19 protein-coding genes, 1 tRNA gene and 4 pseudogenes are annotated in these 24911 nt (G+C 44.1%); 21 read left to right on the top strand and 3 right to left on the bottom strand.

Annotated features, from left to right (window positions below):
- The first annotated feature begins 155 nt into the window (after positions 1–155).
- The 3 genes and pseudogenes from proS to ABHC48_RS10925 all read left to right on the top strand — a co-directional run.
- Positions 156–1595, top strand: a complete 1440-nt coding sequence (gene proS / locus ABHC48_RS10935) for a proline--tRNA ligase (protein WP_148463164.1) — start codon at positions 156–158, stop codon at positions 1593–1595.
- 134 nt (positions 1596–1729) lie between these two features.
- Positions 1730–3070, top strand: coding sequence for a CCA tRNA nucleotidyltransferase (locus tag ABHC48_RS10930; protein WP_195699496.1), 1341 nt, complete (start codon positions 1730–1732; stop codon positions 3068–3070).
- A gap of 60 nt (positions 3071–3130) precedes the next feature.
- Positions 3131–4075: pseudogene (locus tag ABHC48_RS10925) on the top strand (CotS family spore coat protein); the annotation flags it as partial.
- Here ABHC48_RS10925 and ABHC48_RS10920 read toward each other — a convergent pair.
- A pseudogene (locus tag ABHC48_RS10920) lies at positions 3972–4223 on the bottom strand (DUF6783 domain-containing protein); the annotation flags it as partial. The pseudogenes ABHC48_RS10925 and ABHC48_RS10920 overlap by 104 nt on opposite strands.
- Here ABHC48_RS10920 and ABHC48_RS10915 point away from each other — a divergent pair.
- The 10 genes from ABHC48_RS10915 to ABHC48_RS10870 all read left to right on the top strand — a co-directional run bounded on the left by ABHC48_RS10915 (position 4161) and on the right by ABHC48_RS10870 (position 14372).
- Positions 4161–4340, top strand: coding sequence for a DUF6783 domain-containing protein (locus tag ABHC48_RS10915; RefSeq protein WP_306467791.1), 180 nt, complete (start codon positions 4161–4163; stop codon positions 4338–4340). The pseudogene ABHC48_RS10920 and the gene ABHC48_RS10915 overlap by 63 nt on opposite strands.
- A 25-nt stretch (positions 4341–4365) precedes the next feature.
- Positions 4366–4641: an HU family DNA-binding protein gene (locus tag ABHC48_RS10910; RefSeq protein ID WP_117851504.1), complete on the top strand. Its 276-nt coding sequence runs from the start codon at positions 4366–4368 to the stop codon at positions 4639–4641.
- A 72-nt stretch (positions 4642–4713) separates the two neighbouring features.
- Positions 4714–4953 (top strand): RNA-binding S4 domain-containing protein, encoded by a 240-nt coding sequence (locus tag ABHC48_RS10905; RefSeq protein ID WP_118581552.1) that lies wholly within the window; start codon positions 4714–4716, stop codon positions 4951–4953.
- Between the two features lie 101 nt (positions 4954–5054).
- On the top strand, positions 5055–5336 hold the full coding sequence (gene yabP / locus ABHC48_RS10900) for a sporulation protein YabP (RefSeq protein ID WP_118581555.1): 282 nt from the start codon (positions 5055–5057) through the stop codon (positions 5334–5336).
- Positions 5337–5796: 460 nt separating this feature from the next.
- Positions 5797–6111 (top strand): septum formation initiator family protein, encoded by a 315-nt coding sequence (locus ABHC48_RS10895; RefSeq protein WP_226815895.1) that lies wholly within the window; start codon positions 5797–5799, stop codon positions 6109–6111.
- Between the two features lie 255 nt (positions 6112–6366).
- A complete protein-coding gene (locus ABHC48_RS10890) occupies positions 6367–7854 on the top strand; it encodes a SpoIIE family protein phosphatase (RefSeq protein ID WP_118581564.1) in 1488 nt (495 codons plus the stop codon).
- A 120-nt stretch (positions 7855–7974) separates the two neighbouring features.
- Positions 7975–9510, top strand: a complete 1536-nt coding sequence (gene tilS, locus ABHC48_RS10885; protein ID WP_173715658.1) for a tRNA lysidine(34) synthetase TilS — start codon at positions 7975–7977, stop codon at positions 9508–9510.
- Complete coding sequence (hpt, locus tag ABHC48_RS10880; protein ID WP_118581570.1) at positions 9503–10030, top strand: hypoxanthine phosphoribosyltransferase; 528 nt, start codon at positions 9503–9505, stop codon at positions 10028–10030. Before tilS ends, hpt begins: the two co-directional genes overlap by 8 nt.
- A 16-nt stretch (positions 10031–10046) precedes the next feature.
- Positions 10047–11897, top strand: coding sequence for an ATP-dependent zinc metalloprotease FtsH (gene ftsH, locus ABHC48_RS10875; protein ID WP_173715657.1), 1851 nt, complete (start codon positions 10047–10049; stop codon positions 11895–11897).
- 342 nt (positions 11898–12239) lie between these two features.
- Complete coding sequence (locus ABHC48_RS10870) at positions 12240–14372, top strand: glycoside hydrolase family 13 protein (protein WP_173770837.1); 2133 nt, start codon at positions 12240–12242, stop codon at positions 14370–14372.
- Between the two features lie 307 nt (positions 14373–14679).
- On the opposite strand, the gene ABHC48_RS10865 is transcribed toward ABHC48_RS10870, so the two are convergent.
- Positions 14680–14761: transfer RNA gene (locus ABHC48_RS10865), tRNA-Tyr, on the bottom strand.
- Between the two features lie 13 nt (positions 14762–14774).
- Positions 14775–14930, bottom strand: a pseudogene (locus ABHC48_RS10860) (DUF6783 domain-containing protein); the annotation flags it as partial.
- On the opposite strand from ABHC48_RS10860, the pseudogene ABHC48_RS10855 reads away from it, so the two are divergent.
- The 8 genes and pseudogenes from ABHC48_RS10855 to ABHC48_RS10820 form a co-directional block, all read left to right on the top strand.
- Positions 14907–15005, top strand: a pseudogene (locus ABHC48_RS10855) (DUF6783 domain-containing protein); the annotation flags it as partial. The pseudogenes ABHC48_RS10860 and ABHC48_RS10855 sit on opposite strands and share 24 nt — an antisense overlap.
- Before the next feature lie 120 nt (positions 15006–15125).
- Positions 15126–15995 carry a class II fructose-1,6-bisphosphate aldolase gene (fba, locus tag ABHC48_RS10850; protein WP_148463679.1) on the top strand — a complete coding sequence of 290 codons (870 nt, stop codon included), beginning with the start codon at positions 15126–15128 and terminating at the stop codon, positions 15993–15995.
- 312 nt (positions 15996–16307) lie between these two features.
- The gene (locus ABHC48_RS10845) at positions 16308–17585 is read left to right on the top strand and encodes an ABC transporter substrate-binding protein (protein ID WP_118581585.1); all 1278 of its coding nucleotides are present in this window, start codon (positions 16308–16310) and stop codon (positions 17583–17585) included.
- A gap of 194 nt (positions 17586–17779) precedes the next feature.
- Positions 17780–18634 carry a sugar ABC transporter permease gene (locus ABHC48_RS10840; protein WP_118581588.1) on the top strand — a complete coding sequence of 285 codons (855 nt, stop codon included), beginning with the start codon at positions 17780–17782 and terminating at the stop codon, positions 18632–18634.
- The gene (locus ABHC48_RS10835) at positions 18634–19470 is read left to right on the top strand and encodes a carbohydrate ABC transporter permease (RefSeq protein ID WP_118581591.1); all 837 of its coding nucleotides are present in this window, start codon (positions 18634–18636) and stop codon (positions 19468–19470) included. Before ABHC48_RS10840 ends, ABHC48_RS10835 begins: the two co-directional genes overlap by 1 nt.
- A 215-nt stretch (positions 19471–19685) precedes the next feature.
- Complete coding sequence (locus ABHC48_RS10830) at positions 19686–21287, top strand: response regulator (protein ID WP_243284503.1); 1602 nt, start codon at positions 19686–19688, stop codon at positions 21285–21287.
- Complete coding sequence (locus ABHC48_RS10825; RefSeq protein ID WP_226837566.1) at positions 21178–23079, top strand: sensor histidine kinase; 1902 nt, start codon at positions 21178–21180, stop codon at positions 23077–23079. Before ABHC48_RS10830 ends, ABHC48_RS10825 begins: the two co-directional genes overlap by 110 nt.
- Positions 23063–24910: a sugar ABC transporter substrate-binding protein gene (locus ABHC48_RS10820; RefSeq protein ID WP_195699495.1), complete on the top strand. Its 1848-nt coding sequence runs from the start codon at positions 23063–23065 to the stop codon at positions 24908–24910. Before ABHC48_RS10825 ends, ABHC48_RS10820 begins: the two co-directional genes overlap by 17 nt.
- Position 24911: the final 1 nt, after the last annotated feature.

The following is a 24911-nucleotide window of genomic DNA, read 5'->3' as shown; positions in this document are numbered from 1 at the left end:
TCATTTCCAGTGTTAATCAGGGTGGTACCGCCGAAGCCTTTCGGTCCCTTTTGCAGGGATGGAAGGTCTTTTTTTATGTGTTTTTCAAATAATACATGGAATTTACCAGATTTCCCTGGCGTTTAAATATTAGAAAATCAAAAAGGAGAAAAATCATGGCAAAAGAAAAGAAAATGGTAGAAGCTATCACATCCATGGATGTGGATTTTGCACAGTGGTATACCGATGTTGTAAAAAAAGCGGAACTTTGCGGCTATACAAGTGTAAAGGGATGTATGGCAATCAAACCAGCAGGATATGCAATCTGGGAGAATATCCAGAAAGAGCTTGACCGCAGATTCAAAGAGACAGGCGTAGAGAATGTATACATGCCAATGTTCATTCCGGAATCCCTTCTGGACAAAGAGAAGGATCACGTAGAGGGATTTGCACCGGAAGTTGCATGGGTAACACACGGCGGACTTGATCCTCTTCAGGAGCGCCTTTGCGTACGTCCTACATCCGAGACTCTGTTCTGTGATTTTTATCAGAAAGAGATCCAGTCCCACAGAGATCTTCCGAAAGTATATAATCAGTGGTGCTCAGTAGTTCGCTGGGAGAAAACAACCCGTCCGTTCCTTCGTTCCCGTGAGTTTTTATGGCAGGAAGGACATACTGCCCACGCTACAGCTGAGGAAGCAAAAGAACGTACCATCCAGATGCTGAACCTGTATGCAGACTTCTGCGAGGAAGTACTTGCAATCCCGGTTATTAAAGGTCAGAAGACAGAGAAAGAGAAATTTGCGGGTGCAGAGGCTACTTACACAATCGAGTCTCTGATGCATGATGGAAAAGCACTTCAGTCTGGAACCAGCCATAACTTTGGCGATGGATTTGCAAGAGCATTCGGCATCCAGTACACAGATAAAAACAACCAGCTTCAGTATGTACACCAGACATCCTGGGGAATGACAACACGTATGATCGGCGCGCTGATCATGGTTCATGGAGACAACAGCGGACTTGTTCTTCCACCAAGAATTGCTCCGGTCCAGGCTGTTGTAATCCCGATCCAGCAGAGAAAAGAGGGCGTTCTGGAGAAAACAGAGGAGCTGACACAGATTCTGAAAGCAGCTGGAATCCGTGTAAAAGCAGACGTTACAGACAAGAGCCCGGGATTCAAATTCGCAGAGCAGGAAATGCGTGGTATTCCGGTAAGAATCGAGTGCGGTCCGAAGGACATCGAGAGCGGACAGGCTGTTATCTGCCGAAGAGATACCAGAGAGAAATATATTGTGAAGTTCGAAGAACTTGCTGCTAAGGTTCAGGAAGTTCTGGACACAATGCAGAAGGAAATGCTGGAGCGTGCAAGAGCCCACAGAGATGCTCACACCTATGTAGCAACAAACTACGAAGAATTCAAGGAGACCATCAACACAAAACCTGGTTTTGTAAAAGCTATGTGGTGCGGCAACCGTGAGTGCGAAGATAAGATCAAAGAAGACGTTCAGGCAACATCCAGATGTATGCCGTTTGAGCAGGAACATTTAAGCGATGTCTGTGTATGCTGTGGAAAACCTGCCAAGAAAATGGTATACTGGGGACGTGCTTATTAATAACAAAAGGGATTGCTGTTTATTTTGCAATCAGTAGTCAAAAAGGGGCAAAATTATTTTGCCCCGCTTTGTTTTTCAGGGCAGAGAAGTGTATGAGGAGAAATTTTGTTTTAAATCAGAGGCAGGTGATAAAGATGGTATTTGAAATTCCACAAAAAGTTGAAATAATTATAAATATTCTGGAAAAAGCTGGTTATGAGGCCTATGCAGTAGGTGGCTGTGTCCGCGATGCCCTTCTTGGAAGAACTCCAAATGACTGGGACATCACAACCTCAGCCAAGCCAGAGCAGGTCAAAGCCCTGTTTCACAGAACCGTAGATACAGGAATCGCTCACGGAACCGTAACAGTGCTGCTTGAAAAAGAGGGATTCGAGGTTACCACCTACCGGGTGGATGGCGAGTATGAAGATGGCCGTCACCCGAAAGAAGTAACCTTTACGGCCTGCTTGGAAGAAGATTTGAAGCGTCGGGATTTTACCATCAACGCCATGGCCTACAATCCCAGGAAAGGGCTGGTGGACCTTTTTGAAGGGCAGAAAGACCTGAAAAACAAGGTGATCCGCTGTGTTGGTGATCCTCTGGAGCGTTTTACAGAAGACGCTCTTCGCATTATGCGTGCTGTACGTTTTTCTGCGCAGCTTGGCTTTTCCCTGGAAGAAGAGACCAGAAAAGCTCTTTCTGTGCTTGCACCAAATTTAAAACATGTAAGCGCAGAGCGGATCCAGGTGGAACTTGTAAAACTTCTGGTGTCCCCTCATCCGGATTATCTGCGGATTGCCTATGAAGCGGGAGTTACCAGTGAATTTCTGCCGGAATTTGACCGCTGTATGGAGACACCTCAGAACACTCCACACCACTGCTATAATGTGGGAGAACACATTCTCCACAGCCTTTTGTATGTGAGGGAGGATAAGGTGTTAAGGCTGACCATGCTCCTTCACGACATTGCCAAACCTGTTGTACGAAAAACAGACGAAAACGGCAGGGATCATTTCAAAACACATGCTTCTGTGGGTGAAAAAATGTCCAAGGAAATTTTGCGCCGTCTGAAGTTTGACAATGACACCATTTCCAGAGTGAGCCGGCTGATCCGCTGGCATGATCTGCGCCCGACTCCGGCACCTGCTGAGGTGCGGAAAGCCATCAATGTAGTTGGGGAAGATCTGTTTCCCATGTGGATGGAAGTCCAGTATGCGGATAACAAAGCGAAAAGTGATTACCGTGGGGAAGAAAAAGCTGCCTGTCAGGCCGGAGTTCGAATGACCTGGGAAGAAATTATGGAAAAAGGCGAATGTGTTTCCATGAAAGGTCTTGCAATTACTGGCAGTGACCTGATCGCAGCCGGAATGAAGCCTGGAAAAGAAATGGGAAGTGTGCTCCATGAGCTTTTGGATGCTGTTCTGGAGAATCCGGAACTGAACAAGAAAGAATCACTTCTTTCCCTTGCTTTTGCAGCCGATAAAAAACTTCTTTAGAATAACATATCCCTCCCACTCATAAGATAGAAGGTATCTGAAGACATTTGGCATATGTGAGTGACGGGGGGATTTTTATTGTATGATTATGGTCTTAGCACCCTGACCCAGTATGGAATTGAAGTGAAATCTTCATCCAGGACCCGGGGAGCATTGGTATGTCGTACAGAACAGGGAATTCTGCTCCTTAGAGAGTTTCACGGCTCCGAAAAAAAACTGCTTTTTCAGCAGGAAGTGTTAAAAAAACTTTCCCAGGAAGGCTGTCTGGTTGATACTTATATTGAAAATCAGGAAGGCTCTTTGGTTACCAGAGATAAGGATAATATTCCCTATACCCTTCAGAACTGGTATGAAGGCAGAGAGTGTGACACCAAGTCCAGGGAAGATATTATAAGAAGTGTGCAGATTCTGGCAAGGGTACATAAATTTATGAATATGCCTGTGGAAAAAGCCTACATGGCGCGTTCCCTTGCAGATGAATATGCAAGGCATAATCAGGAAATCCGCAAGATCCGTAAATTTATCCGCCAGAAAGGTGCCAGTGCCAGATTTGAAAAGGAATTTCTGGGCAGTGTACAGTGGTTTCTGGAAAAAGGGGAAAAAGCACTGGAAATGCTTGTAAAGTCGGACTATGAAAAACTAAGGGACAAGGCGGGCGAAGAGGGACTTCTATGTCATGGCGAATATAACCAGCACAATGTTCTTCTTTGTAAAAATCAGGCTGCTGTGACAAATTTTGGTCACTTCAGCTTTGATGTGCAGATCAGCGACTTGTATTGTTTTATGCGAAAAATCCTGGAAAAATATAACTGGGATGTATTTCTGGCCAGACGGATGCTGGAGCAATATGACAAAATACGTCCTATTTCTTCGGAAGAATGGGAAAACCTGCAAATCCGTTTCACATATCCGGAAAAATACTGGAAACTGGCAAATTACTACTTTTCTCACAACAAAGCATGGATTTCCGGCAAGAATACAGAAAAGCTGGAAAAGGTAATTGCCCAGAAGAAAATATGGGGGGATTTCCCTGAAAACTGCTTTGGAAAATCCCCTTTCTAGAGCGTGCTTGAAAAAGGCTTTCTGCAAGATGGGTGTCACAATTTGTGGGAGATTTTGTCCGGATGAGGGCGCCGTAGCGGGCTACGGCAACCGAATTCGGGCAAAATCTCCCGCAAAGTGGGGCGTGCAGCTTGCGGGAATGATTTTTCAAACACGTTCTAGCGCAAAAACCTTGACAATACAGGGCAAAAGGTATATATATAGATAGAAGAATCTTTAGAGGAGGAAACACCATGAATAAGACTGAATTAGTAGCAGCTATGGCGAAAGAAACCAATCTGTCCAAGAAGGACGTTGAAGCTGTTTTAAAATCATTCATCGACGTTGTATCAGAAGAACTGAAAAAAGGTGAGAAAGTTCAGTTAGTTGGCTTTGGTACATTTGAAGTCAGCGAGAGAGCTGCCAGAGAGGGAAGAAATCCTCAGACTGGTGAGACCATGAAGATCGAAGCTTCCAAGGCTCCGAAATTTAAAGCTGGTAAAGCTTTAAAAGATATGGTAAACGCATAATCGCGTAAGCTTTTACAGGAGGAACTTTATAGTTCCTCCTTTTTTAAACACGCTCTGATATAGGAGAGTATTATGAGATTAGATAAATTTTTGAAAGTATCCCGCCTTATTAAGAGAAGAACTGTGGCAAATGAGGCATGTGATGCAGGAAGAGTGCTTGTAAATGATAAGCCGGCCAAGGCTTCTGCCCAGGTGAAGACAGGAGATACTATTGAGATTCAGTTTGGAAGCCGCAATGTGAAGGTGGAAGTGCTGGATGTGAAAGAGACTGTGAAGAAGGAAGAAGTTGAGAATCTGTACAGGTATGTTTAAGAGTTCTGTGAACGAAGGAAACAGTATTACTTAAGCAGGTTCTAATTTTAAAGAAAATTTCATAGATTATCTGTGAACCCACATATTTGGGAGAGAGGGATTTGGAAGAAAAGGTTGTGAACATTTCCCATAAGCTGATACTGGATAACAGGAAAGAAGCATCTGTCACAGGTGTGAAGGATGTGATTTCTTTTGATGAAAAGGAAATCCTTCTTCAGACTGCTGACGGGAAGCTGCAGATTCGCGGCAGCGGGCTTCATGTAAAAGGACTAAACCTGGAAAAAGGAGAAGCTGCTCTTGCCGGACATGTGGATTCTCTTGTCTATTTGTCTAAAGATTCCCCACGAAAAGAAGAACCATTATTTACAAGGCTGTTCCGTTAAGCTATGAGCATATATATCTACAATGAGATCTGGCTTTTCGTCCGGGCTTTTGCAGGGGGTGCGGTGCTGATCCTTTGCTACAGCCTGCTTCAGGAAATAAGAAGGCTCATTTTCTGCAGTCCGGCAGCAGGAGGGATTTTGGACCTTCTTTATTGGGTGTGCGCAGGACTTCTGGTATTTGCAGGAATTTACCGGATCAACCAGGGAATCCTGCGTAGTTTTCTGTTTTTGGGAATTATATCAGGGGCATTTCTTACATATCTGACAATAAAACCTTTATTTGAAAAAATTTGTTATATAATCCTGGAGGTTCCTGTCAGATTCGTAAAAAAAACTTCAAAAAAATATATAAATTGGTTGCTATTTTTTTGTAAACGTTGTAAAATTTTAGTTAAGCAATCTGCAAATCAGTACAAAAATAGTACCAGAAATCGTTTGCAGATGAGAAGAGGCAGGAAGTTTGGGAAAATCAGGGAAAAAACGAAGAAAAAAGACAATAGGGTATAATCATCTCGGGATGTTCGGTATTTCTCTGATCGTTCTGATTCTGATTCTGACGCTTATGGCACAGAGCCGGGACCTTAAGGAATCTCTTGCCGGCTATGAGACCAGGGCAGAGGCATTAAGCCAGCAGATTGAGGAAGAGCAGGCGCGCACTCAGGAGATTGAAGATCTGAAGCAGTATATGCTCACGGATGAGTACGCAGAGCAGGCCGCCAGAGAGAAGCTGGGTCTTGTGAAGGAGAATGAGATTATTTTTCAGGAGGAGAAGTAAGGTTCTGGGAAAAACGAAGTTTGGAAGTTTCTGACGATATATTTTTCAATATGGTCGTCTTTGTTTGACATATATTTTCATACCTGTCCCCTATAATAGGCATAAGGTGCTGCCGAAGATGATGTGAATGCAGCATTCCTTTGCAAAAACAAGGGCAGCAGTTAAAGACTACATGAACAGTGGGGCGTGCAGCTTGCGGGAATGCTTTTTCAAACAGGCTCTGGCACTGTAAGGCTGTAAAGGGGAGGGGAGAATATGCAGGAATGGATAATTGCCATGCTCGTGATCAGTGTGCTGCTGGTGCTGCGGGACATGGCAAAAGTTTTTTTCAGGGGAAGAAGTTTCCTTAAGGCAGAGCAGCCGGCCGAAGAGAAAAATCCCCAGAAGGAGAAGGTGGAGCGGTATGCGGCTTCTTTTCGGAAGCTTGCAGACAGCTTTTATGGATTACCCTACCGAAAAGACTATTTAAGCAACGGCCAGGTGGATGGAATCATAAGGGAGACCTGTGATGAGATATGCAGCCACTGTTATCAGCGGGAAATCTGCTGGGGCACCCAGTCGCAGGAAATGTACAGAGGAAGCGAGCGGATGATTCGTTCCATGGAGGAGGGAAATCAGGAGAAAATACAGGAGACAAAAAGCGACTGGATGAGTGTATGCAGTCGTTTTTCCCAGTATTATGAGACACTTGGTAACTCTTATATGAGGGAGCGGCAGAAGCTGATATGGGACAACCGGATGATCGAAAGCCGCCTTGCCGTGGCACAGCAACTCCAGGAGATGTCCAGAATCATGGATATGGTGGCAGAAGACCTGTACGACATTTCCATTGCGGATCCTCAGCTTATGACGGAATTGCAGAAGATTCTCAGGAAGCGTCATATTGTGGTGAAGCAGGTCTGGGTGATGGATAAGGTGGAAGGAAGACGTGAGATTTTTCTTACCATGCGTGCCAGAAGCGGGCAGTGCATTTCTGTTAATGAGGTGGCACAGCTTTTGTCTCAGGAATTCGGAACTCCCATGGCGGCAGCAGGAGGAAGAAGAATTGTAAATGGAGAATACCATACGGTTCATTTTGTGGAGGATGTAAGTTATCAGGTACTTTACGGAGTGGCAAAGCTGACCAAGGAAATGGAGAAGGTTTCCGGAGACAATTATATTTGCAGACAGGAAGAGGCAGGCCGTTTTGTAATGTGTCTTTCTGATGGAATGGGCTCCGGGGTGGAGGCATGCCGGGAAAGCGAGGAAGTGGTAGAACTTCTGGAACAATTTCTGGAATCCGGTTTTACCCAGGAGACGGCGGCGAAAATGGTGAACTCTGCTCTTGTGATGAAGGGACAGGAAGGGATTTTTTCAACAGTGGACATCTGCGCAGTGGATTTATATACGGGAATCTGTAACTTCCTGAAAGCGGGGGCTTCCGCCACTTTTATCAAAAGGGATCACTGGGTGGAGGCCATTTCTTCAGAGAGTCTGGCGGCAGGGCTGATACAGCAGGTGGATTTTGAAACATCTTCAAGGAAGCTGTATCACGGGGATTATCTGATCATGATGACAGATGGCGTCTTGGATGCGCTGCCTGCCATGCGGGAGGAGGAGACCATGAAAGAAATCATTATGGATATCCATGAAGAGACTCCCAAGGAGATGAGCCGGGGGATTCTGGAGCGGGTGCTGGGATACAGCGATTACTGCGCCAGGGATGATATGACGGTTCTTGTAGCTGGAATGTGGAAGAAATAGAATGATTATTTTTGAGTAAAAAACAGATATGGAATCATATGAGCATATGAATATGTTTGAAAGAAGTAATATTGTTACGGTTCACGAAAGAATCAGTAACGTATCAGAGGCAGAGCTAGTATGTATCAGAAAGTGAAAGCATATATGAAAGAACATGGCATGGTAGTGGATGGGGATGTGGTCCTTGCCGGAGTTTCCGGAGGAGGAGACTCCATGGCTATGCTGGAAATGTTAAAAAGATATCAGGCTGAAGCAACTTTTTCGCTGTGTGCGGTACATGTGCATCATGGAATCCGCGGCGAGGAAGCTGACCGGGATGAAAGAGTAGTAAGAGAGACCTGCGAAAAATGGACGATTCCTTTTTTATCCTATCATTACCCGGTACCGGAGCTTGCAAAGAAATGGAAAATGGGACTGGAAGAGACAGGAAGAAAAGTCAGACAGGATGCGTTTTCCAGGGCAGAAGCTGATTATTTTGGAAAATCAGAAACGGCTGACCTCCAGGGTGGGGGAAGAGTCTCTGCCGCCAGAGAAGGAAAATTACGGATCCGTATTGCTCTGGCCCACAATGAAAATGATGTGGCGGAAACTTTGCTCCACAATCTTTGCAGAGGAACGGGGCTGAAAGGTCTGGCTTCTATTTTGCCGGTGCGGGATGAAATTATTCGGCCCATTTTGTGTTTAAATAAACAGGAAATTGTCAATTATTTAATAAAAGAACAGATTCCCTATGTAACAGACAGTACCAATCTTACAGATGATTATACAAGAAATAAGATCAGACATCAGATATTGCCTATTCTGGAAGAACAGGTGAATGCTTCTGCTGTCCGCCATATGGCGGAGACGGCCAGTCTTGTTAGTCAGGCAGAGGAGTATTTGTCCCGTCAGGGAGAACGCCTTGTGAAAAAGTATGGGGAAAACAGGGAACGGGGAATTTTCCTGTCAGAAGCATTCTGGCGGGATGAGCCTGCCATAGCTTCTTACGGAGTGCTTCAGGTTTTTGAAGAGCTGGCTGGGAAACGTAAGGATTTTACAGCTGCTCATGTAAAAAGTGTGGAGAGCCTTCTGAAGCTTCAGGTGGGACGACGGATCAATCTGCCTTATGATCTGGCGGCGCTTCGAACTTATGGAGGAATTTTACTGGGAGAAAGACAATTACTGGGAATGTCAGATAGAAATCTGAGTCCAAAAGAGTACGATCCAGTGAAAGCTGAAAAAAATCAGGAGAGGAATGCACTGCAAAAAAGTGTCCAGTTGAGTAAAAAGGAGCTGGAAACTGCTTGTGAACAGGTACTTTTTACAGATAATGTTTTTTATCTGAAAATATTTTCTAATGAAGGCCAGAAGATTGAAGAAAAAAAGTATACGAAATGGCTGGATTATGATAAAATAAAACAGGAACTGTCCATCCGGACCAGACAGCCGGGAGATTTTCTCATTGTAGATGACAAAGGGAGCAGCAAGAAGCTGAACCGTTATTTTATAGATGAGAAGATCCCATCAGAGGAAAGAGACAGCATCTTGCTTCTATGTACCGGCTCTGAGGTTTTGTGGGTGGTGGGAGGCAGAATAAATGAGAATTATAAAATAGCTCCCAGAACCAGGAGAATATTGGAAATACAATACCAAGGAGGAAAAGATAATCATGAGTGAAAAAATCAGAGTTTTACTGGATGAGGAGACTGTGGAGAAGCGTATCTGCGAAGTAGCAGCCCAGATCAGCGAAGAGTACAAGGGAAAAGAAATCCACATGATCTGCGTTCTTAAGGGCGGAGTATTTTTCATGTGTGAGCTTGCCAAGAGAATCACAGTGCCGGTAACTCTTGATTTCATGTCTGTTTCCAGTTATGGAGATGACACCAAATCAAGCGGAGTTGTAAAGATCGTCAAGGATCTGGATCAGCCTCTTGAAGATAAAGAAGTTCTTGTTGTGGAGGATATTATTGATTCCGGAAGAACCTTAAGCTATCTGCTGGACGTTCTGAAGAGACGTAATCCAAACAGCGTGAGACTTTGCACCTTGTTGGACAAACCGGACCGCAGAGTGGTAAAAGGGGTTGATGTGGATTATTGCTGCTTCAATATTCCAGATGAGTTTGTTGTGGGCTATGGTCTTGACTATGCCCAGAAATACAGAAATCTGCCATACATCGGAGTGGTAGAGTTCGAATGAAAGGAGAATTATACAAGTGAATAAGCAGTCAGGCAGAATTGGCTTGTATCTTGTCCTGATCGTAGCTTTGATCGCAGGTTACCTGTATCTGAACAATCAGGCAGCTGTCCAGAGTGATTATACTTATGGACAGCTGGAGCAGGCAGTGACAGACGGAAAGGTGACCAGTGCCACGATCCATCAGAACAGTGAGGTTCCAACAGGTTCTGTGATCGTGAATATAAGCGGCGAGGGACAGAAGCGTATTTATGTGGCAGATGTAAATGAGGCAGAGCAGCTTCTTCGAGAGAGCGGGCTTGATCCTGCTGTTGAAGATGTGCCGAAGCAGAGTGTATTTATGAACTCTGTTTTCCCGGTACTTCTTACCTGTGGTCTTATCATCTTCCTCATGCTGATGATGAACCGTCAGATGTCAGGTGGGGGTGGTGGAACCAATGCCAAGATGATGAATTTCGGCAAAAGCAGGGCAAGAATGTCCATGCCGGATGATAAGAAAGTGACTTTCCAGAACGTAGCGGGCCTGGAGGAAGAGAAGGAGGAGCTGAAGGAGGTTGTAGATTTCCTGAAGGATCCCCAGAAGTATACCAAGGTGGGGGCCAGAATCCCGAAAGGAGTTATCCTTGTAGGACCTCCAGGAACTGGTAAGACGCTTCTGGCCAAGGCTGTTGCCGGGGAAGCGGGCGTTCCGTTTTTCTCCATTTCCGGTTCTGATTTTGTGGAAATGTTTGTTGGTGTAGGTGCTTCCCGTGTAAGAGATCTTTTCGAAGAGGGCAAGCGTCACGCACCTTGTATCATCTTTATTGATGAGATCGATGCTGTTGCAAGACAGCGTGGAACCGGCATGGGAGGCGGTCATGATGAAAGGGAACAGACTCTGAACCAGCTTCTTGTAGAGATGGATGGATTCGGGGTAAATGAAGGCATTATCGTAATGGCCGCTACCAACCGTGTGGATATTCTGGATCCTGCAATTCTTCGTCCGGGACGTTTTGACCGCAAGGTTGGCGTAGGTCGTCCGGATATTAAAGGAAGGGAAGAAATCCTCCATGTTCATGCCAAGGATAAACCTCTTGGCGAGGATGTAGACCTGAAACAGATCGCTCAGACTACAGCTGGATTTACAGGTGCAGATCTTGAGAACCTGATGAATGAGGCGGCTATTGCTGCAGCCAGAAAAGGTCATGTATTTATTCGCCAGAAAGATATTAAGAATGCCTTTATCAAGGTTGGCATCGGTGCAGAGAAAAAGAGCAAGGTGATCTCCGAGAAGGAGAAAAGGATCACCGCTTATCATGAGGCAGGCCATGCAATCTTGTTCCATGTGCTGCCGGATATGGAGCCTGTTTACACCATTTCCATTATCCCTACCGGAATGGGAGCAGCCGGCTATACCATGCCTCTTCCAGAGAATGACGAAATATTTAATACTAAGGGTAAAATGCTCCAGGATATTACCACACTTCTTGGAGGACGTGTGGCAGAGGAGCTGATTTTCGGCGATATTACAACTGGTGCATCCAACGATATCAAGCGGGCTACCAGCGAAGCAAGAGCTATGGTGACCAAGTATGGTATGTCCGATAAGATTGGACTGATCTCCTATGGAGATGATGACGATGAGGTATTTATTGGACGGGATCTGGCGCACACCCGTGGTTACAGCGAGGATGTTGCCAAGGCAATTGACAGTGAGATTCACAGTATCATTGAGGAGTGTCATGACAATGCGAAGAAGATTATTTCTGAGCATATGGAGGTTCTTCATGGCTGTGCCAAGCTCCTTCTCGAGAAGGAAAAAGTTCATCGGGATGAATTTGAAGCACTTTTTACAATGGAAAAATCGGGTGAATCAAATGAAAGTATATAACATGCACAAAAAACAATAGTGATTTTTGTGAAGTTTGTGCACACTTTTTGGTGGACACATGGTACTATATACATCGTAAAAACCCCCCAATACATTATATAGTTTTTGCTACACCCCATAAGAAGAAATACCTTCTCCAAAAAAGACAGCTTTTACCGGCTGTCTTTTTTACGTTAAATGAATAAGGTATTTTAGATCGTGTTTGAAATGTGGTGGGAGTTCTTTGGTGAAAACGTCGGTAAGCTGGGCGGAAATTTGGAGAATAAGCCGAATTTTAACAGTTGTGGGAAGAAATGTTTTCAGTTAAAATATAGGATGTAATTTTTTTGAAAGAGGGATGTTATGGATCGTAATAATGCAGATGTAATGAAAAAAATGCAATATATATTGAATATGAGACCGGTTTTGAATACAGAGGCATTGTTCAGCGATGGTTCTGATTATTACCGTTGTCCGTCAAATCCCAAAGCAGGAGACAAGGTCCGTATCCGCTTCCGCACCAAGCGGAACAACGTAGATATGGTTTATTTAGTATACGATGGCAAGCGTCAACAGATGGAGCGTGTGGCCAAATCCAATGGATTTGATTATTATGAGACTTCTATTATTATGGGAGAGGAGATTGTCCGCTACCATTTTGAGATCACATACGGATGGGTGACCTGTTATTATAATTATCAGGGTGTTTCCATGAACCCGGAGGAGCGTCTGGAGTTTGAGATTTATCCGGATTATGATACACCCCAGTGGGCGAAGGGTGCTGTTATGTACCAGATTTTTGTGGATCGCTTCTGCAATGGGGATCCGACGAATGATGTGGAGGATCGTGAATATTTTTATATTGGCGATATGGCTTCCAGGGTAAGAGACTGGGGAAAAGTTCCGGCAGTAATGGGGGTGCGGGAGTTTTATGGCGGTGACCTGCAGGGAATTATGGATAAACTGGATTATCTGCAGGATCTGGGAGTGGATGTTATTTATCTGAACCCGATTTTTGTTTCTCCAAGTAATCACAAGTACGATATTCAGGATTATGAGTATGTGGATCCCCATTACGGCAAGATCGTGGAGGATATGGATGATGGCCTTCTGAATGAGGGGGACCGCGAGAATGCCCATGCCCGGAAATTTATTAAGCGTGTGACCGATAAGCGGAATCTGGAGGCAAGTAATGAACTGTTTGCAAAGCTTGTGGAGGAAATCCATAAGAGAGGCATGAAAGTAATCCTGGATGGTGTGTTTAACCATTGTGGATCTTTTAACAAATGGATGGACAGAGAGCGGATCTATGAGAACCAGGAGGGATATCCAAAGGGAGCGTATATTTCTGCAGACAGTCCATATAGGTATTACTTTAATTTCTATGACGAGAACCGCTGGCCGTACAATCCTACCTATGATGGATGGTGGACTCATGATACTTTGCCGAAGCTGAATTATGAAGCCTCCAGGGATCTGTATGATAAGATTCTGGAGATTGGTAAGAAGTGGGTTTCTGCGCCTTATAATGTAGATGGATGGAGATTGGATGTGGCGGCAGATCTTGGGCACAGCAACGAATTTAACCATCAGTTCTGGAAGGATTTCCGGAAAGCTGTAAAGGAGGCAAATCCCAATGCGATCATTCTGGCAGAGCATTACGGAAATCCGGAGAGCTGGCTGCAAGGGGATGAGTGGGATACGGTTATGAACTACGATGCCTTTATGGAACCTCTGACCTGGTTCCTGACGGGCATGGAGAAGCACAGTGATGAGTGCAGGGATGACCTTTATGGAAACAGTGATGCCTTTATTGGGGCTATGAAGACTCATATGAGGGCACTTCATATGTCTGCACTTTATACGTCCATGAATGAGCTGTCCAATCATGATCATTCCAGATTTCTCACCAGAACAAACCGCCGTGTGGGAAGGATTTCCTATGCCGGTGCGGAAGCTGCTTCCCAGAACATCAATCCTGCAGTGATGCGTGAAGGTGTTGTGGTGCAGATGACCTGGCCGGGAGCACCAACTGTTTATTATGGTGATGAGGCAGGTGTCTGTGGCTTTACAGATCCGGATAACAGAAGAACTTATCCATGGGGACATGAGGATCAGATGATGATTGCGTTCCACAGAGATATGATTAAGATCCATAAGGAATATGATTTCTTAAGTAATGGTTCCCTTGTGTTCCTATGGAATGATTATCAGGGACTTTGCTTCGGAAGATTTTCCCATGATGAAAGAATGATCGTGATTCTGAATAACCGGAATGAGGATCGGGAGGTTGAGATTGAGGTCTGGAAGACGGGAATCAGCAGACTGAAGGATTCTGTGTTGAAGCGGATCATGCTGTCTTACCGTGATGGATATACTACGGAGGAATATGAATATACAGCCAAGGCAGGTGTGATCAGGGTGCCGATGCCAGCGTTTGGGGCGATGGTGTTGTATCATAAGTGTGAGAATCCGACTATATTTGTGGAAGATTAAGGGACGCCGCGAGGAGGGACCTATGGGCTGACGGCCAGAGCTGCGGTTCCGGGATTTTCCATATACGCTTATTTGCAGGAGGTGGAGCAAACTCGGCCACATGGTGGCCTCAGACAGTGCTCCACCTCCTGCGCGTATATGGAAAATCCCTGGAATCCTCGCAATGGCCGCCAGTCCATAGGCCCCTCCTCGCGGCTGAGTATTCAAGGCGAAAAAAGAACGTTTGGTATCAGGGCGCTGCGCTGCTGATACAGAGAAGAGGGATAAAAAACTCCCAGGTAAAAATATCTGGGAGTTTAGAATATAGTGGATGGAGAAGGATTCGAACCTTCGAAGGCATCGCCAGCAGATTTACAGTCTGTCCCCTTTGGCCACTCGGGAATCCATCCGTGAATGAATTTATTATATACAAAGAAGAAAGTTTTTGCAAGATATTTTTTCAGTTTTTTTGATGTTTTGCGCGCCAGAGCGTGTTTGAAAAATCATTCCCGCAATCTGCCCGCCCCACTTTGCAGTATATTTTGCCTGAATTCAGTTGCCGTAGCCCGCTACGGCGCCTTCATCCGGACAAAATCTTCCACAAATTGTGACGCACATCTTGCAGAAAGCTTTTTTCAAATACGCTCCAGGTGAATGAAAAAAGAATCAATAACTCATTTTTTTTGCAAAGAGGTAGACGAATGGGGAAAAATCTGCTAAACTACAGACAATGGAAATAGTTAAGGTGTTTCCAAAGATAGGAGGAATTTTATCATGTATGAGTTAGTTAATGCAACAGAAATGCTGAAAAAAGCAAAAGCTGGACATTATGCAGTAGGTCAGTTCAATATCAACAACCTTGAGTGGACAAAGGCTATCCTGCTTACAGCACAGGAACTGAACTCCCCGGTTATTCTGGGCGTTTCCGAAGGCGCTGGTAAGTACATGGCTGGTTATAAGACCGTTGTTGGAATGGTTAAAGGTATGATGGAAGAGCAGAAGATCACTGTTCCGGTTGCACTTCACCTGGATCACGGTTCATATGAAGGATGCCTGAAATGTGTTGAGGCTGGATTCTCATCCATCATGTTCGACGGTTCTCATTACCCGATCGAAGAGAACGTTGCTAAGACTAAAGAACTGGTTAAGATCACAAGAGAGCATGGAATGTCCTTAGAGGCAGAGGTTGGCTCCATCGGTGGTGAGGAAGATGGCGTTATCGGTATGGGCGAGTGCGCAGATCCTAAGGAATGCAAGATGATCGCTGATCTTGGTATCGATTTCCTGGCAGCTGGTATTGGTAACATTCATGGTAAATATCCAGCTAACTGGAAGGGCTTAAGCTTTGAGACTCTGGATGCAATCCAGCAGCTTACAGGTGATATGCCGTTAGTACTTCACGGTGGTACAGGTATTCCTACAGACATGATCAAGAAAGCTATCGACCTTGGAGTTTCCAAGATCAATGTTAACACAGAGTGCCAGCTTTCTTTTGCAGATGCTACACGTAAATACATCGAGGAAGGCAAAGATCAGCAGGGTAAAGGATATGACCCACGTAAGCTTCTTGCACCTGGCTTCGATGCAATCAAGGCTACTGTTAAAGAGAAAATGGAAATCTTCGGATCCGTTGGAAAAGCTTGAATATGATTTTTCTCCGCACATGCGGAAAGAGAAAGGGGACTGCGCAAGCAGTCCTCTTTTGCATATATGAGATGTTTCACAGACTGCTTTTTCCAATAGGTTCTGGCTTGTGACCCGAATTATTATTCAAAGTCTGGATCTGATAAAAATTGTAATGTTTTGTACAAGTTGCGACAAAATATCCATATTCAAATATCACTCTCTAAAAAAATGAACATGTTTCTTGATTTTTTATCATGGTTTTTTAACAGAAAAATCAGTATTATATAAACATCTTAAGAAACGGTTTTCAAAGAAAAGGAGAGTAAAATTATGAAGATGAGAAAAATCGCAGCAATGGGACTTAGCGCAGTTATGGCAGCTTCTATGGTACCGGCATTACCGGTTATGGCTGATGATGCAGCTGGAAAGGTTTACTACTTAAACTTCAAACCAGAGCAGGATGAAGCATGGCAGAACCTGGCAGCAAAATATACAGAAGAGACAGGCGTTCCGGTAACAGTTGTTACAGCAGCTTCCGGACAGTATGAGACCACACTTCAGTCTGAGATGGCTAAGAGCGATGCTCCTACACTTTTCCAGGTAAATGGACCAGTAGGACTTAAGAACTGGAAGGATTATTGCTATGATCTGTCCGGATCTGATATCTACTCACAGCTTACATCTGATGCTTACACTGTAAAAGACGGTGATGCAGTTGATGGTATTGCATACGTAATCGAGTCCTATGGACTGATCGTAAACAAAACCTTACTGGAAAAAGCAGGCTACACAGTAGATGACATCAAGAGTTTTGATGATCTGAAGAAGGTTGCTGATGACATCCAGGCAAGAAAAGATGAGCTTGGAGTGAAAGGTGCTTTCACAAGCGCTGGTATGGACGGATCCTCTGACTGGAGATTCAAAACACACCTTGCAAACCTTCCAATCTACTATGAGTATCAGGCAGATGGCATCGATGATACAGATGCAATCAAGGGAACATACCTTGATAACTATAAGAACGTATTTGATCTTTATATTACAGATTCTACTTGCGATGGAGCAGAGCTTTCTGCTAAGACAGCAGATGACTCTCGTAACGAGTTCATCAACGGAGATGCAGTATTCTATCAGAATGGTTCCTGGGAATATGGCGAACTGTCCAAGACATACAGTGATGACGAGTTGGCTATGATCCCGATTTACTTCGGTGTTGATGATGAGAATGAAGGCCTTGCAACCGGTACAGAGAACTTCTGGTGTGTAAACAAAGAAGCTTCCGAGGAAGATATCCAGGCAACACTTGATTTCATGAACTGGTGTGTAACTTCTGAGGATGGAACAAAGGCTATGTCAGAAGATATGGGCTTCACAATTCCTTTCAAAACAGCACAGGAATCCACAAACGTATTTGTAAAACAGGATGCAGAGTATACAGCAGCTGGTCTTACACCTGTATCATGGAACTTCACAACAATGCCATCTGAAGAGTGGAAGAACGGTCTTGGTACAGCACTTACATTATATGCAGCAGGAAGCGGTTCCTGGGATGATGTAGTTTCCGCATTCGTTGACAATTGGGCAACTGAGAAAGCTCTTTCCGAATAATCGTAACAGGTAATAAATTTCTTTCCAACAGCATATAATATGTCCGGAAGAAATTCAGGACATAATATAGAATGGTGAACAGGGTGGGGAGGCGAAATACAGCCTCCCCATTTTAATGGGAAAATGATGTAATGTTTTGGGGTGGCGGATAACCTTCCGCAAAGGTGTCATAACAGGAAAAGGAGGAGTGAAAAATGGTAGGAAAATCTCTGAAAAAATGGTGGCCGGTATTTGTTCTGCCAACATTGGCTGCATTTATTATCGGTTTCTTATGGCCGTTTATCTGGGGTATTTATCTTTCATTTTGTAAATTTTCAACTGTAAAAGATGTAGTCTGGGTTGGACTTTCCAACTACCAGAAAATTTTTATCGGCGGTGACTTCAGTCATGCATTCTGGCTGACCGTTGTATTCGCATTTGTTTCCAGTATTCTGATCAATGTGCTGGCATTTTCCATTGCACTGGCTTTGACAAAAGGATTCAAAGGAACAAACGTGTTCCGTACTGTATTCTTCATGCCGAACCTGATCGGTGGTATTGTACTTGGTTATATCTGGCAGACACTGTTAAACGGTCTGCTTTCCATGTGGGGACAGCCTCTTCTGAAGTTGTCTGCAACAAATGGTTTTATTGGAATGATCATTCTGTTGTTATGGCAGCAGATTGGATATATGATGATCATTTATGTGGCTGGTCTTAATAACGTATCTCCGGATCTGATTGAGGCCGCACAGATTGATGGCGCAACCGCAACACAGATCCTGTTTAAAATCAAGATTCCGATGATCATGCCATCTGTTACAATTTGTACATTCCTTACTCTTACAAACGGATTCAAGATGTTCGACCAGAACCTTTCCCTTACAGGCGGAGATCCTGGAAAACAGTCACAGTTACTGGCACTGAACATTTACGATACATTCTACGGACGAAGTGGTCCTGCATGGAAGGGTATCGGTCAGGCAAAAGCAGTTGTATTCTTTGTACTGGTTGTTGCGATCGCATTGATCCAGCTTCGTGCAACATCATCTAAGGAGGTGCAGGCATAATGGCAGATAAGAAAAAAAGTATTATCCCAACTATAATTCTTTCTATAATTTCAATTATCTGGATCTACCCGATTGTTATGATCCTGTTTAACTCCTTAAAAGTGGAGTCCGCAATTACTACATCTGGTGTTTTCCAGTTTCCTACATCTGAGACCTGGAACGGAATCCAGAACTTTATAGCCAGCGTCACACAGATGGATTTCCTGAAATCCTTCTGGTACAGCCTTGTGATCTCAGTTATGTCTGTTGTTTTGATTCTGCTTTGCTGTTCCATGTGCGCATGGTACATTGTACGTGTAAACGGCTTGCTTTCCAAGGTTCTGTATTACCTTTGCGTATTCAGTATGGTTGTTCCTTTCCAGATGGTTATGTTTACCCTGGCAAAAACAGCAGATACTTTGAAACTGAATAATCCATACACCATTTGCATTGTTTACCTTGGATTTGGTGCCGGACTTGCAGTATTTATGTTTACCGGTTTTGTAAAAGGAAGCCCGCTGGAAATTGAGGAAGCTGCCATGATTGATGGATGCAGTCCTCTGCAGGTTTTCTTTAAGATCTTGATTCCGATTTTGAAACCAACCATTATCTCTACTGCAATTCTGGAGCTGATGTGGGTATGGAACGATTACCTTCTTCCAACACTGGTTCTGGATATTAAGAAGTATAAAACAATTCCAATGGCAATCCAGTATTTCCGTGGAAGCTATGGTCATGTGCAGATGGGACCGATGATGGCAAGTATTATGATCGACATTATCCCGATTATTGTTGTATATCTGGTTTGCCAGAAATATATTATCGAGGGAGTTGTTGCAGGTGCAGTTAAGGGTTGATTTCTTTGGGTAAAAGAACGGTTTTTACCTGAGAAATTTGGAGATTATTCCCTTTTCAATATGATACCAGAATGTTAAAATAAAGATAGTTCTTTGCAGAGATGCGAGGGGCTATCTTTATCTTTATATAAGATTTCATGTGCGCCAGACAGAAAAAAAGAGGCAGAAGCAACAGGCGATATGAAATTTCTGGCTTTTCTGACAGGCGGACATAAATGACAGTTGGAAGAGTTGTCCCGGTGTTAAATATAATAAAAGATCGGAGTACCAATATGTACAGAGTTTTGATAACAGACGATGAGAAAATTGAGCGGGAGGGAATTAAATTCCTTCTGGCACAGGAAGAGGGAGAATACGAGATCCATGAGGCTGCCAATGGCAGGCAGGCACTGAATGTATTGCGAAGTGAAGAGATTGATTTTCTTTTAACAGACATAAAAATGCCTCATATGGACGGTCTGGAGCTGGCAGGCAAGGTCAGAGAAGAGTATCCCAATCTCCCAATCGTAATTTTTAGTGGATACAGTGATTTTGCTTTTGCCCAGGAAGCTATGCGTTACGGAGTGAAGGATTATGTGCTGAAGCCAGTTGATCCGGATACCTTCCACACAACCATCGGGAAAGTAAAAACAGAGCTCCAAAGTATCCGGTCCAAGAAGCAGAAGGAAGAGAAAGGGAAGAATTTTCTTCTTCAGTATTTTCTTCAGACTTACCTGTATTCCGGAAATGAAGAAGTGTTGAAAAAAGCTGGGGAGATTTTAGATGAATCTAACTGGGAGCAGTGGCACTGTGCGATTCTTATCGAATCAGATAAGGCATTTTTTGATAATGTTCCAGATAATATTGATGAGGAACTGATGCAGGGATTGCACCGGAATTTCTTTTACCTGAATCTGAATACCAGACAGTCTGTGCTGTTTTTTTCTGATGTGTACTGCGATTATCAGCTGGTTGCCAAGCATTTATATGACATTTTGAAGCAGAATTACTCTGCAAGTTTTCACCTTGCAGTGAGCAGCCGGTTTGAAGGGCATGAGGCGCTGCCTGAAATTATGTCCCAGTTGGAGCAGACCATGGAGGAGAAATTTTATCATCCAGATGTGCATGTGTTTAATAATGAGGCCTCTGACAGCCAGCCGGTGAATGCGGAGACACAGGATTCCCGTCTGATGGAGAAGATTTCCGAAGACATTTCCCGCAAAGATGTGGAGCAGCTGAAGAAGCATTTTGAGTGTCTGGTGAAGAAATATGAGAATGATACCCGTTTCTCTGCCATGTATGTGAAATTTGTTTTTTCCAATGTGATCCAGGAGCTTTTTCAGGAAAATCAATTCTCTGAGGAGCGGAAGCTGGATCATGAGGTAGAGCGGCTGTACAGTTGTACCAATCTGAAGCAGATCCTTGCAATCACCCAGGAGAATATTAAGGAGTACGAGGAGTTTCTGGAGCGTTCCATGAGTGATTCCAGAGATGAAGTTGCTTCTGTGAAGAATTATATTTACCAGCACTATGCGGAGGATTTAAGTCTTGAGACATTGGCGGAGAAGGTGTATTTGTCTTCTGGCTATCTCAGCTTTATTTTTAAAAAAGAGACTGGTATGAACCTGAACCGCTTTATACGTGTGGTTCGGATGGAAAAGGCGAAGGAGCTTTTGTGTAATTCTAATATGAAGGTGGCACAGGTCAGTGAACAGGTAGGAATCCCCAATGTTTCTTATTTCTGCAGAAGTTTCAGGGAATATTATGGAAGCAGCCCGGAGTCCTATCGGAAAGGAACCGGTGAAGAGGATGAAAATACCGGCAGTCATAAAGAATAAATTTGAGAATATGAAATATCGTCATAAGCTGACTATTCTTCTTGTGACAGCCAGCCTGGTTCCCATGATCCTGCTTGTATTGTATAGTCATGACCGCATGAGCAGTCTGCTCCGGGAAAAAGAAATGGAGGATATGTCTTCCATTCTGGAACAGACCGGAGAGGGAATCGACAGCCAAATAGAAGTTTTTTCCAGTCTTCTGAATTATCTCACTTATTCCCCGGATATTGAGGATCTGATCACTGAGAAAAATATGGATAATTATCAAGCGTATATAAAATATACAGAAGTAGCAGATCCTCTTTTGTCTGTACCAAAGTCTTATCATGATGCCATTATACAGATCCAGTTGTTTGCAGAAAGCATTAAAGTGCGCCATGAGTATACACTTGTGCCTTTGTCAGAGGTGGATAAGGAGTGGTGGTATGACAAACTGGAAGAGGATGTGTCTGTGCAGTGGGTGGTGGACAGCCAGATACCGGAGATTGCAGCTGTAAGGCGGATTTATACTGGCAGAGAGCAGACAGCAGTTCTTTGCGTTACACTGGATTATAATAAGATTTTTCAGCCCTTTGAAAAGATTATTTCTGCAGAATCCGGGGGCATGATCCTGGATAAAGGGGGAAATGTTCTGTTTCAGAAGGAAATGCTGGGTGAAAAGGAAGAAAAGGATTCGGGAGAGGCTGTCTCCAGGGAGTTTCTGGAGTCCGGGCAGGGAGATTATGCTTTTGTAAACCGGAAGAACGCGGCTTGCGGATGGATTTTTTATCTGTATAAGCTGCAATCAGCAGTGGACAGCTCTGTGTCAGGAATCCTGGTCAGCGAGATTCCCCTGATTGCGGCCTGTGTAGCCATAATTCTGGTGTTGGGACTTTCTTTTTCCAGACTTTTTACCAGAAAGATCGAGGAGCTTACCGATAACATGAACCGGGTAAACCAGGGGAGCCGTGAGGTTACGGTGGACAGCAATGCTGGAGATGAAATTGGCCTTCTGGTGCGCAGCTTCCGAAGCATGATGGACGAGATCAATCGTCTGATCCATGAGGTTTATGAGAATAAGATTGCGTTGAAAGAGTTTGAACTGAAGGCACTGACTGCCCAGATCAACCCTCATTTTTTGTATAACTCCCTGTCTGTTATCAACTGGATGGCTATTCGAAGCAATCAGAGGGAAATCAGTAAGGTTACTTTGTCCTTATCTATGTTCTACCGGACTGCTTTGAGTAAGGGGCAGGATATGGTAACTGTGGATAACTGTATTCAGAATATTAAGGCGTATCTGGATATCCAGCTGGTGATGCATGACAATGATTTTCAGGTGATCTGGGACATTGACCCGGAGGTGAAAGGAGATATTGTGCCTAAATTGCTGCTGCAGCCTGTTGTGGAGAATGCATTGGAGCATGGGCTGGACATGAAAGAAGAAGGAGAGAAGATTCTGAAACTGTTTTTTGTAAAGGACGGTGAGGATGTGCTTCTTGCTGTGGAGGATAATGGACCAGGAATGGAACAGGAAGAGGCAGATAAGCTGGTAACTTACAAGGCTTCCGGATATGGTCTTAAAAATGTCAATGACAGAATGCAGCTTCTTTATGGGATGGAGTACGGAATCAAGGTGTTTAGCCAGATTGATCAAGGCACCAGGGTAGAAATGAGAATTCCAAGAGAAAAAGCGGATGAGGAGGCTGTGGCAGCCGGAGAGTTTTCTACGAAAAAGTTTTTGCAGGAACCGGAAGAAGACACAGAGGACACAACAGGAAAGAAAGGTGGAAAAAGTGAAGAAAAAAAATAGAATTCTGGTATTGGGACTGACTTTTTCCATGTTGATTTCGTCTGGTTCATTGACAGGCTGTGATAGCGCAGCTGGAAATATGGGAAAAGAGACAACGGGTGTGGAATACGAAGAAGCAGATTATGAGCTTTCTGAGGAATCATGCAGTGATTCCGGAATTGATGCAGCTGACCCAGGCACTGTAGACAACGAGACGGAAAAGACAGCAGAAAACAGAACGGATGCAGAGAAAAGTACAGAAACAGAAGAATCCCAGACAGATAATTCTACAGATAGCGGATTGTGGAAAAAAGCTTCCACAACTCCGTATGGAAAGTACCCGGAGCTTGTGACTTATACTTTAGGACAGATGAGCGGTGCCAATAATTCCAATCTTCCAGCAGGAAATACCTACGAAGACAGCGCTTATACCAGATATCTGAAAGAGATTCTGAACGTGCAGAATGAAAATGCCTATATGGAGCGGGAGGATCGCTACGACGAGTATGTGAATGTGCTGGTAAATGATCACACTTTGCCGGATGTACTGGTGGTTTCAGACAGGGAGACTTTAAATGTTCTTGTGGAAAATGACATGGTGGAGGATCTGACTGAGGTTTATGCAAACTGTACCTCCCCGAGAATCAAGGCCATGTATAACAGCTATGGTCCCCAGCTTCTCGGTGCAGGAACCTTTGATGGCAAGCTGATGGCGCTTCCGGAAGCAGTAATCGACCACGGTCCCTGTCTTTTGTGGATGAGAAAGGACTGGATGGATCAGCTGGGTCTTGCAGAGCCAGAGACTCTGGAAGAGGCTATGGATATTATCCAGGTTTTTCAGGAAAACAGGATGGGAGCAGAGGAAGGGGAAGATCCTGTGGGACTTGTGTGTGATACCAATTTTGTGTCTACTACCAGTCAGAATTATTCGGTGGAACCTGTTTTTGAGAAATTTTATTCTTATCCAAGAAGATGGATCAAGGACAAAGACGGGGAAATTGTCTATGGTTCTTTGACAGAGGAGACCAGATCTGCCGTTGCTTATTTGCGTGAGCTATATGAAAGAGGAATACTGGATCAGAACTTTGCCCTGCGTGCTCAGAATAATCTCCGTGATCTGGTAGTGGAAGGTAAATGCGGTGCGTTTTTTGGACTTTGGTGGGCACCGAATAATCCGCTTATGGATGTGGCTGAGAATGATCCGGAAGCAGACTGGGAGCCTTATTACCTTACTGCTGAATACCAGGAAAAAGATAACGTTTATGCTTCTTTTCGGGACAACAAATATGTGGTTGTGAGAAAGGGTTACGAACATCCGGAAATTGTAATGAAAATTATCAGTGTTCTGTTTGATTACAGCCGGTTTGAAGATGAGGAAAATGCGGATGAGATCAACAGCTATTTTGCTTTGAATGTGGACCCTACAGCCAGACCGCTGGTTATTAATGTGGATTATAATGAGGCAATTTATAATGTTACGAAGGATATCAGGAGAGTAATGTCCGGCAAGCAGAAGGCAAGTAATTTAAGCGCACTGGAGAAGTCTTACTATGATGCCTGTATGAAGTATTTGAGCGGGAAAAATGTAACTGTAGAGGACTGGGCTGCGTACAAGTCCAGAATTTCAGCAGTGGGCGTGCTGGTTGACGGCCATTATAGTTCGGTGCGCAGACCATATCTGGTTGATTCGGATGGAGAGATTCCCAACATGCTTGCTTCTCTGGAGAAAAATGCCTTTATTCAGATGATCATGGGAGAGCAGTCCATGGATTACTTTGATACCTTTGTGGAAGAGTGGTATGACCAGGGGGGAAGGGAACTGACCGAGAAGATCAGAGAGGAGAATTCGTAAT

It is taken from the genome of Ruminococcus sp. 1001136sp1, assembly GCF_039841815.1.
Lineage (GTDB): Bacteria > Bacillota > Clostridia > Lachnospirales > Lachnospiraceae > Blautia_A > Blautia_A faecis.
This window is presented reverse-complemented; position numbering and strand designations above follow the sequence as displayed.

Excerpts from the sequence above, each read along its gene's own strand:
- proS (WP_148463164.1), top strand. The coding sequence starts at position 156 with ATGGCAAAAGAAAAGAAAATGGTAGAAGCTATCACATCCATGGATGTG.
- ABHC48_RS10930 (WP_195699496.1), top strand. The coding sequence starts at position 1,730 with ATGGTATTTGAAATTCCACAAAAAGTTGAAATAATTATAAATATTCTG.
- ABHC48_RS10915 (WP_306467791.1), top strand. The coding sequence starts at position 4,161 with ATGGGTGTCACAATTTGTGGGAGATTTTGTCCGGATGAGGGCGCCGTA.
- ABHC48_RS10910 (WP_117851504.1), top strand. The coding sequence starts at position 4,366 with ATGAATAAGACTGAATTAGTAGCAGCTATGGCGAAAGAAACCAATCTG.
- ABHC48_RS10905 (WP_118581552.1), top strand. The coding sequence starts at position 4,714 with ATGAGATTAGATAAATTTTTGAAAGTATCCCGCCTTATTAAGAGAAGA.
- ABHC48_RS10890 (WP_118581564.1), top strand. The coding sequence starts at position 6,367 with ATGCAGGAATGGATAATTGCCATGCTCGTGATCAGTGTGCTGCTGGTG.
- tilS (WP_173715658.1), top strand. The coding sequence starts at position 7,975 with ATGTATCAGAAAGTGAAAGCATATATGAAAGAACATGGCATGGTAGTG.
- hpt (WP_118581570.1), top strand. The coding sequence starts at position 9,503 with ATGAGTGAAAAAATCAGAGTTTTACTGGATGAGGAGACTGTGGAGAAG.
- ABHC48_RS10870 (WP_173770837.1), top strand. The coding sequence starts at position 12,240 with ATGGATCGTAATAATGCAGATGTAATGAAAAAAATGCAATATATATTG.
- fba (WP_148463679.1), top strand. The coding sequence starts at position 15,126 with ATGTATGAGTTAGTTAATGCAACAGAAATGCTGAAAAAAGCAAAAGCT.
- ABHC48_RS10845 (WP_118581585.1), top strand. The coding sequence starts at position 16,308 with ATGAAGATGAGAAAAATCGCAGCAATGGGACTTAGCGCAGTTATGGCA.
- ABHC48_RS10840 (WP_118581588.1), top strand. The coding sequence starts at position 17,780 with ATGGTAGGAAAATCTCTGAAAAAATGGTGGCCGGTATTTGTTCTGCCA.
- ABHC48_RS10835 (WP_118581591.1), top strand. The coding sequence starts at position 18,634 with ATGGCAGATAAGAAAAAAAGTATTATCCCAACTATAATTCTTTCTATA.
- ABHC48_RS10830 (WP_243284503.1), top strand. The coding sequence starts at position 19,686 with ATGACAGTTGGAAGAGTTGTCCCGGTGTTAAATATAATAAAAGATCGG.
- ABHC48_RS10825 (WP_226837566.1), top strand. The coding sequence starts at position 21,178 with ATGTTTCTTATTTCTGCAGAAGTTTCAGGGAATATTATGGAAGCAGCC.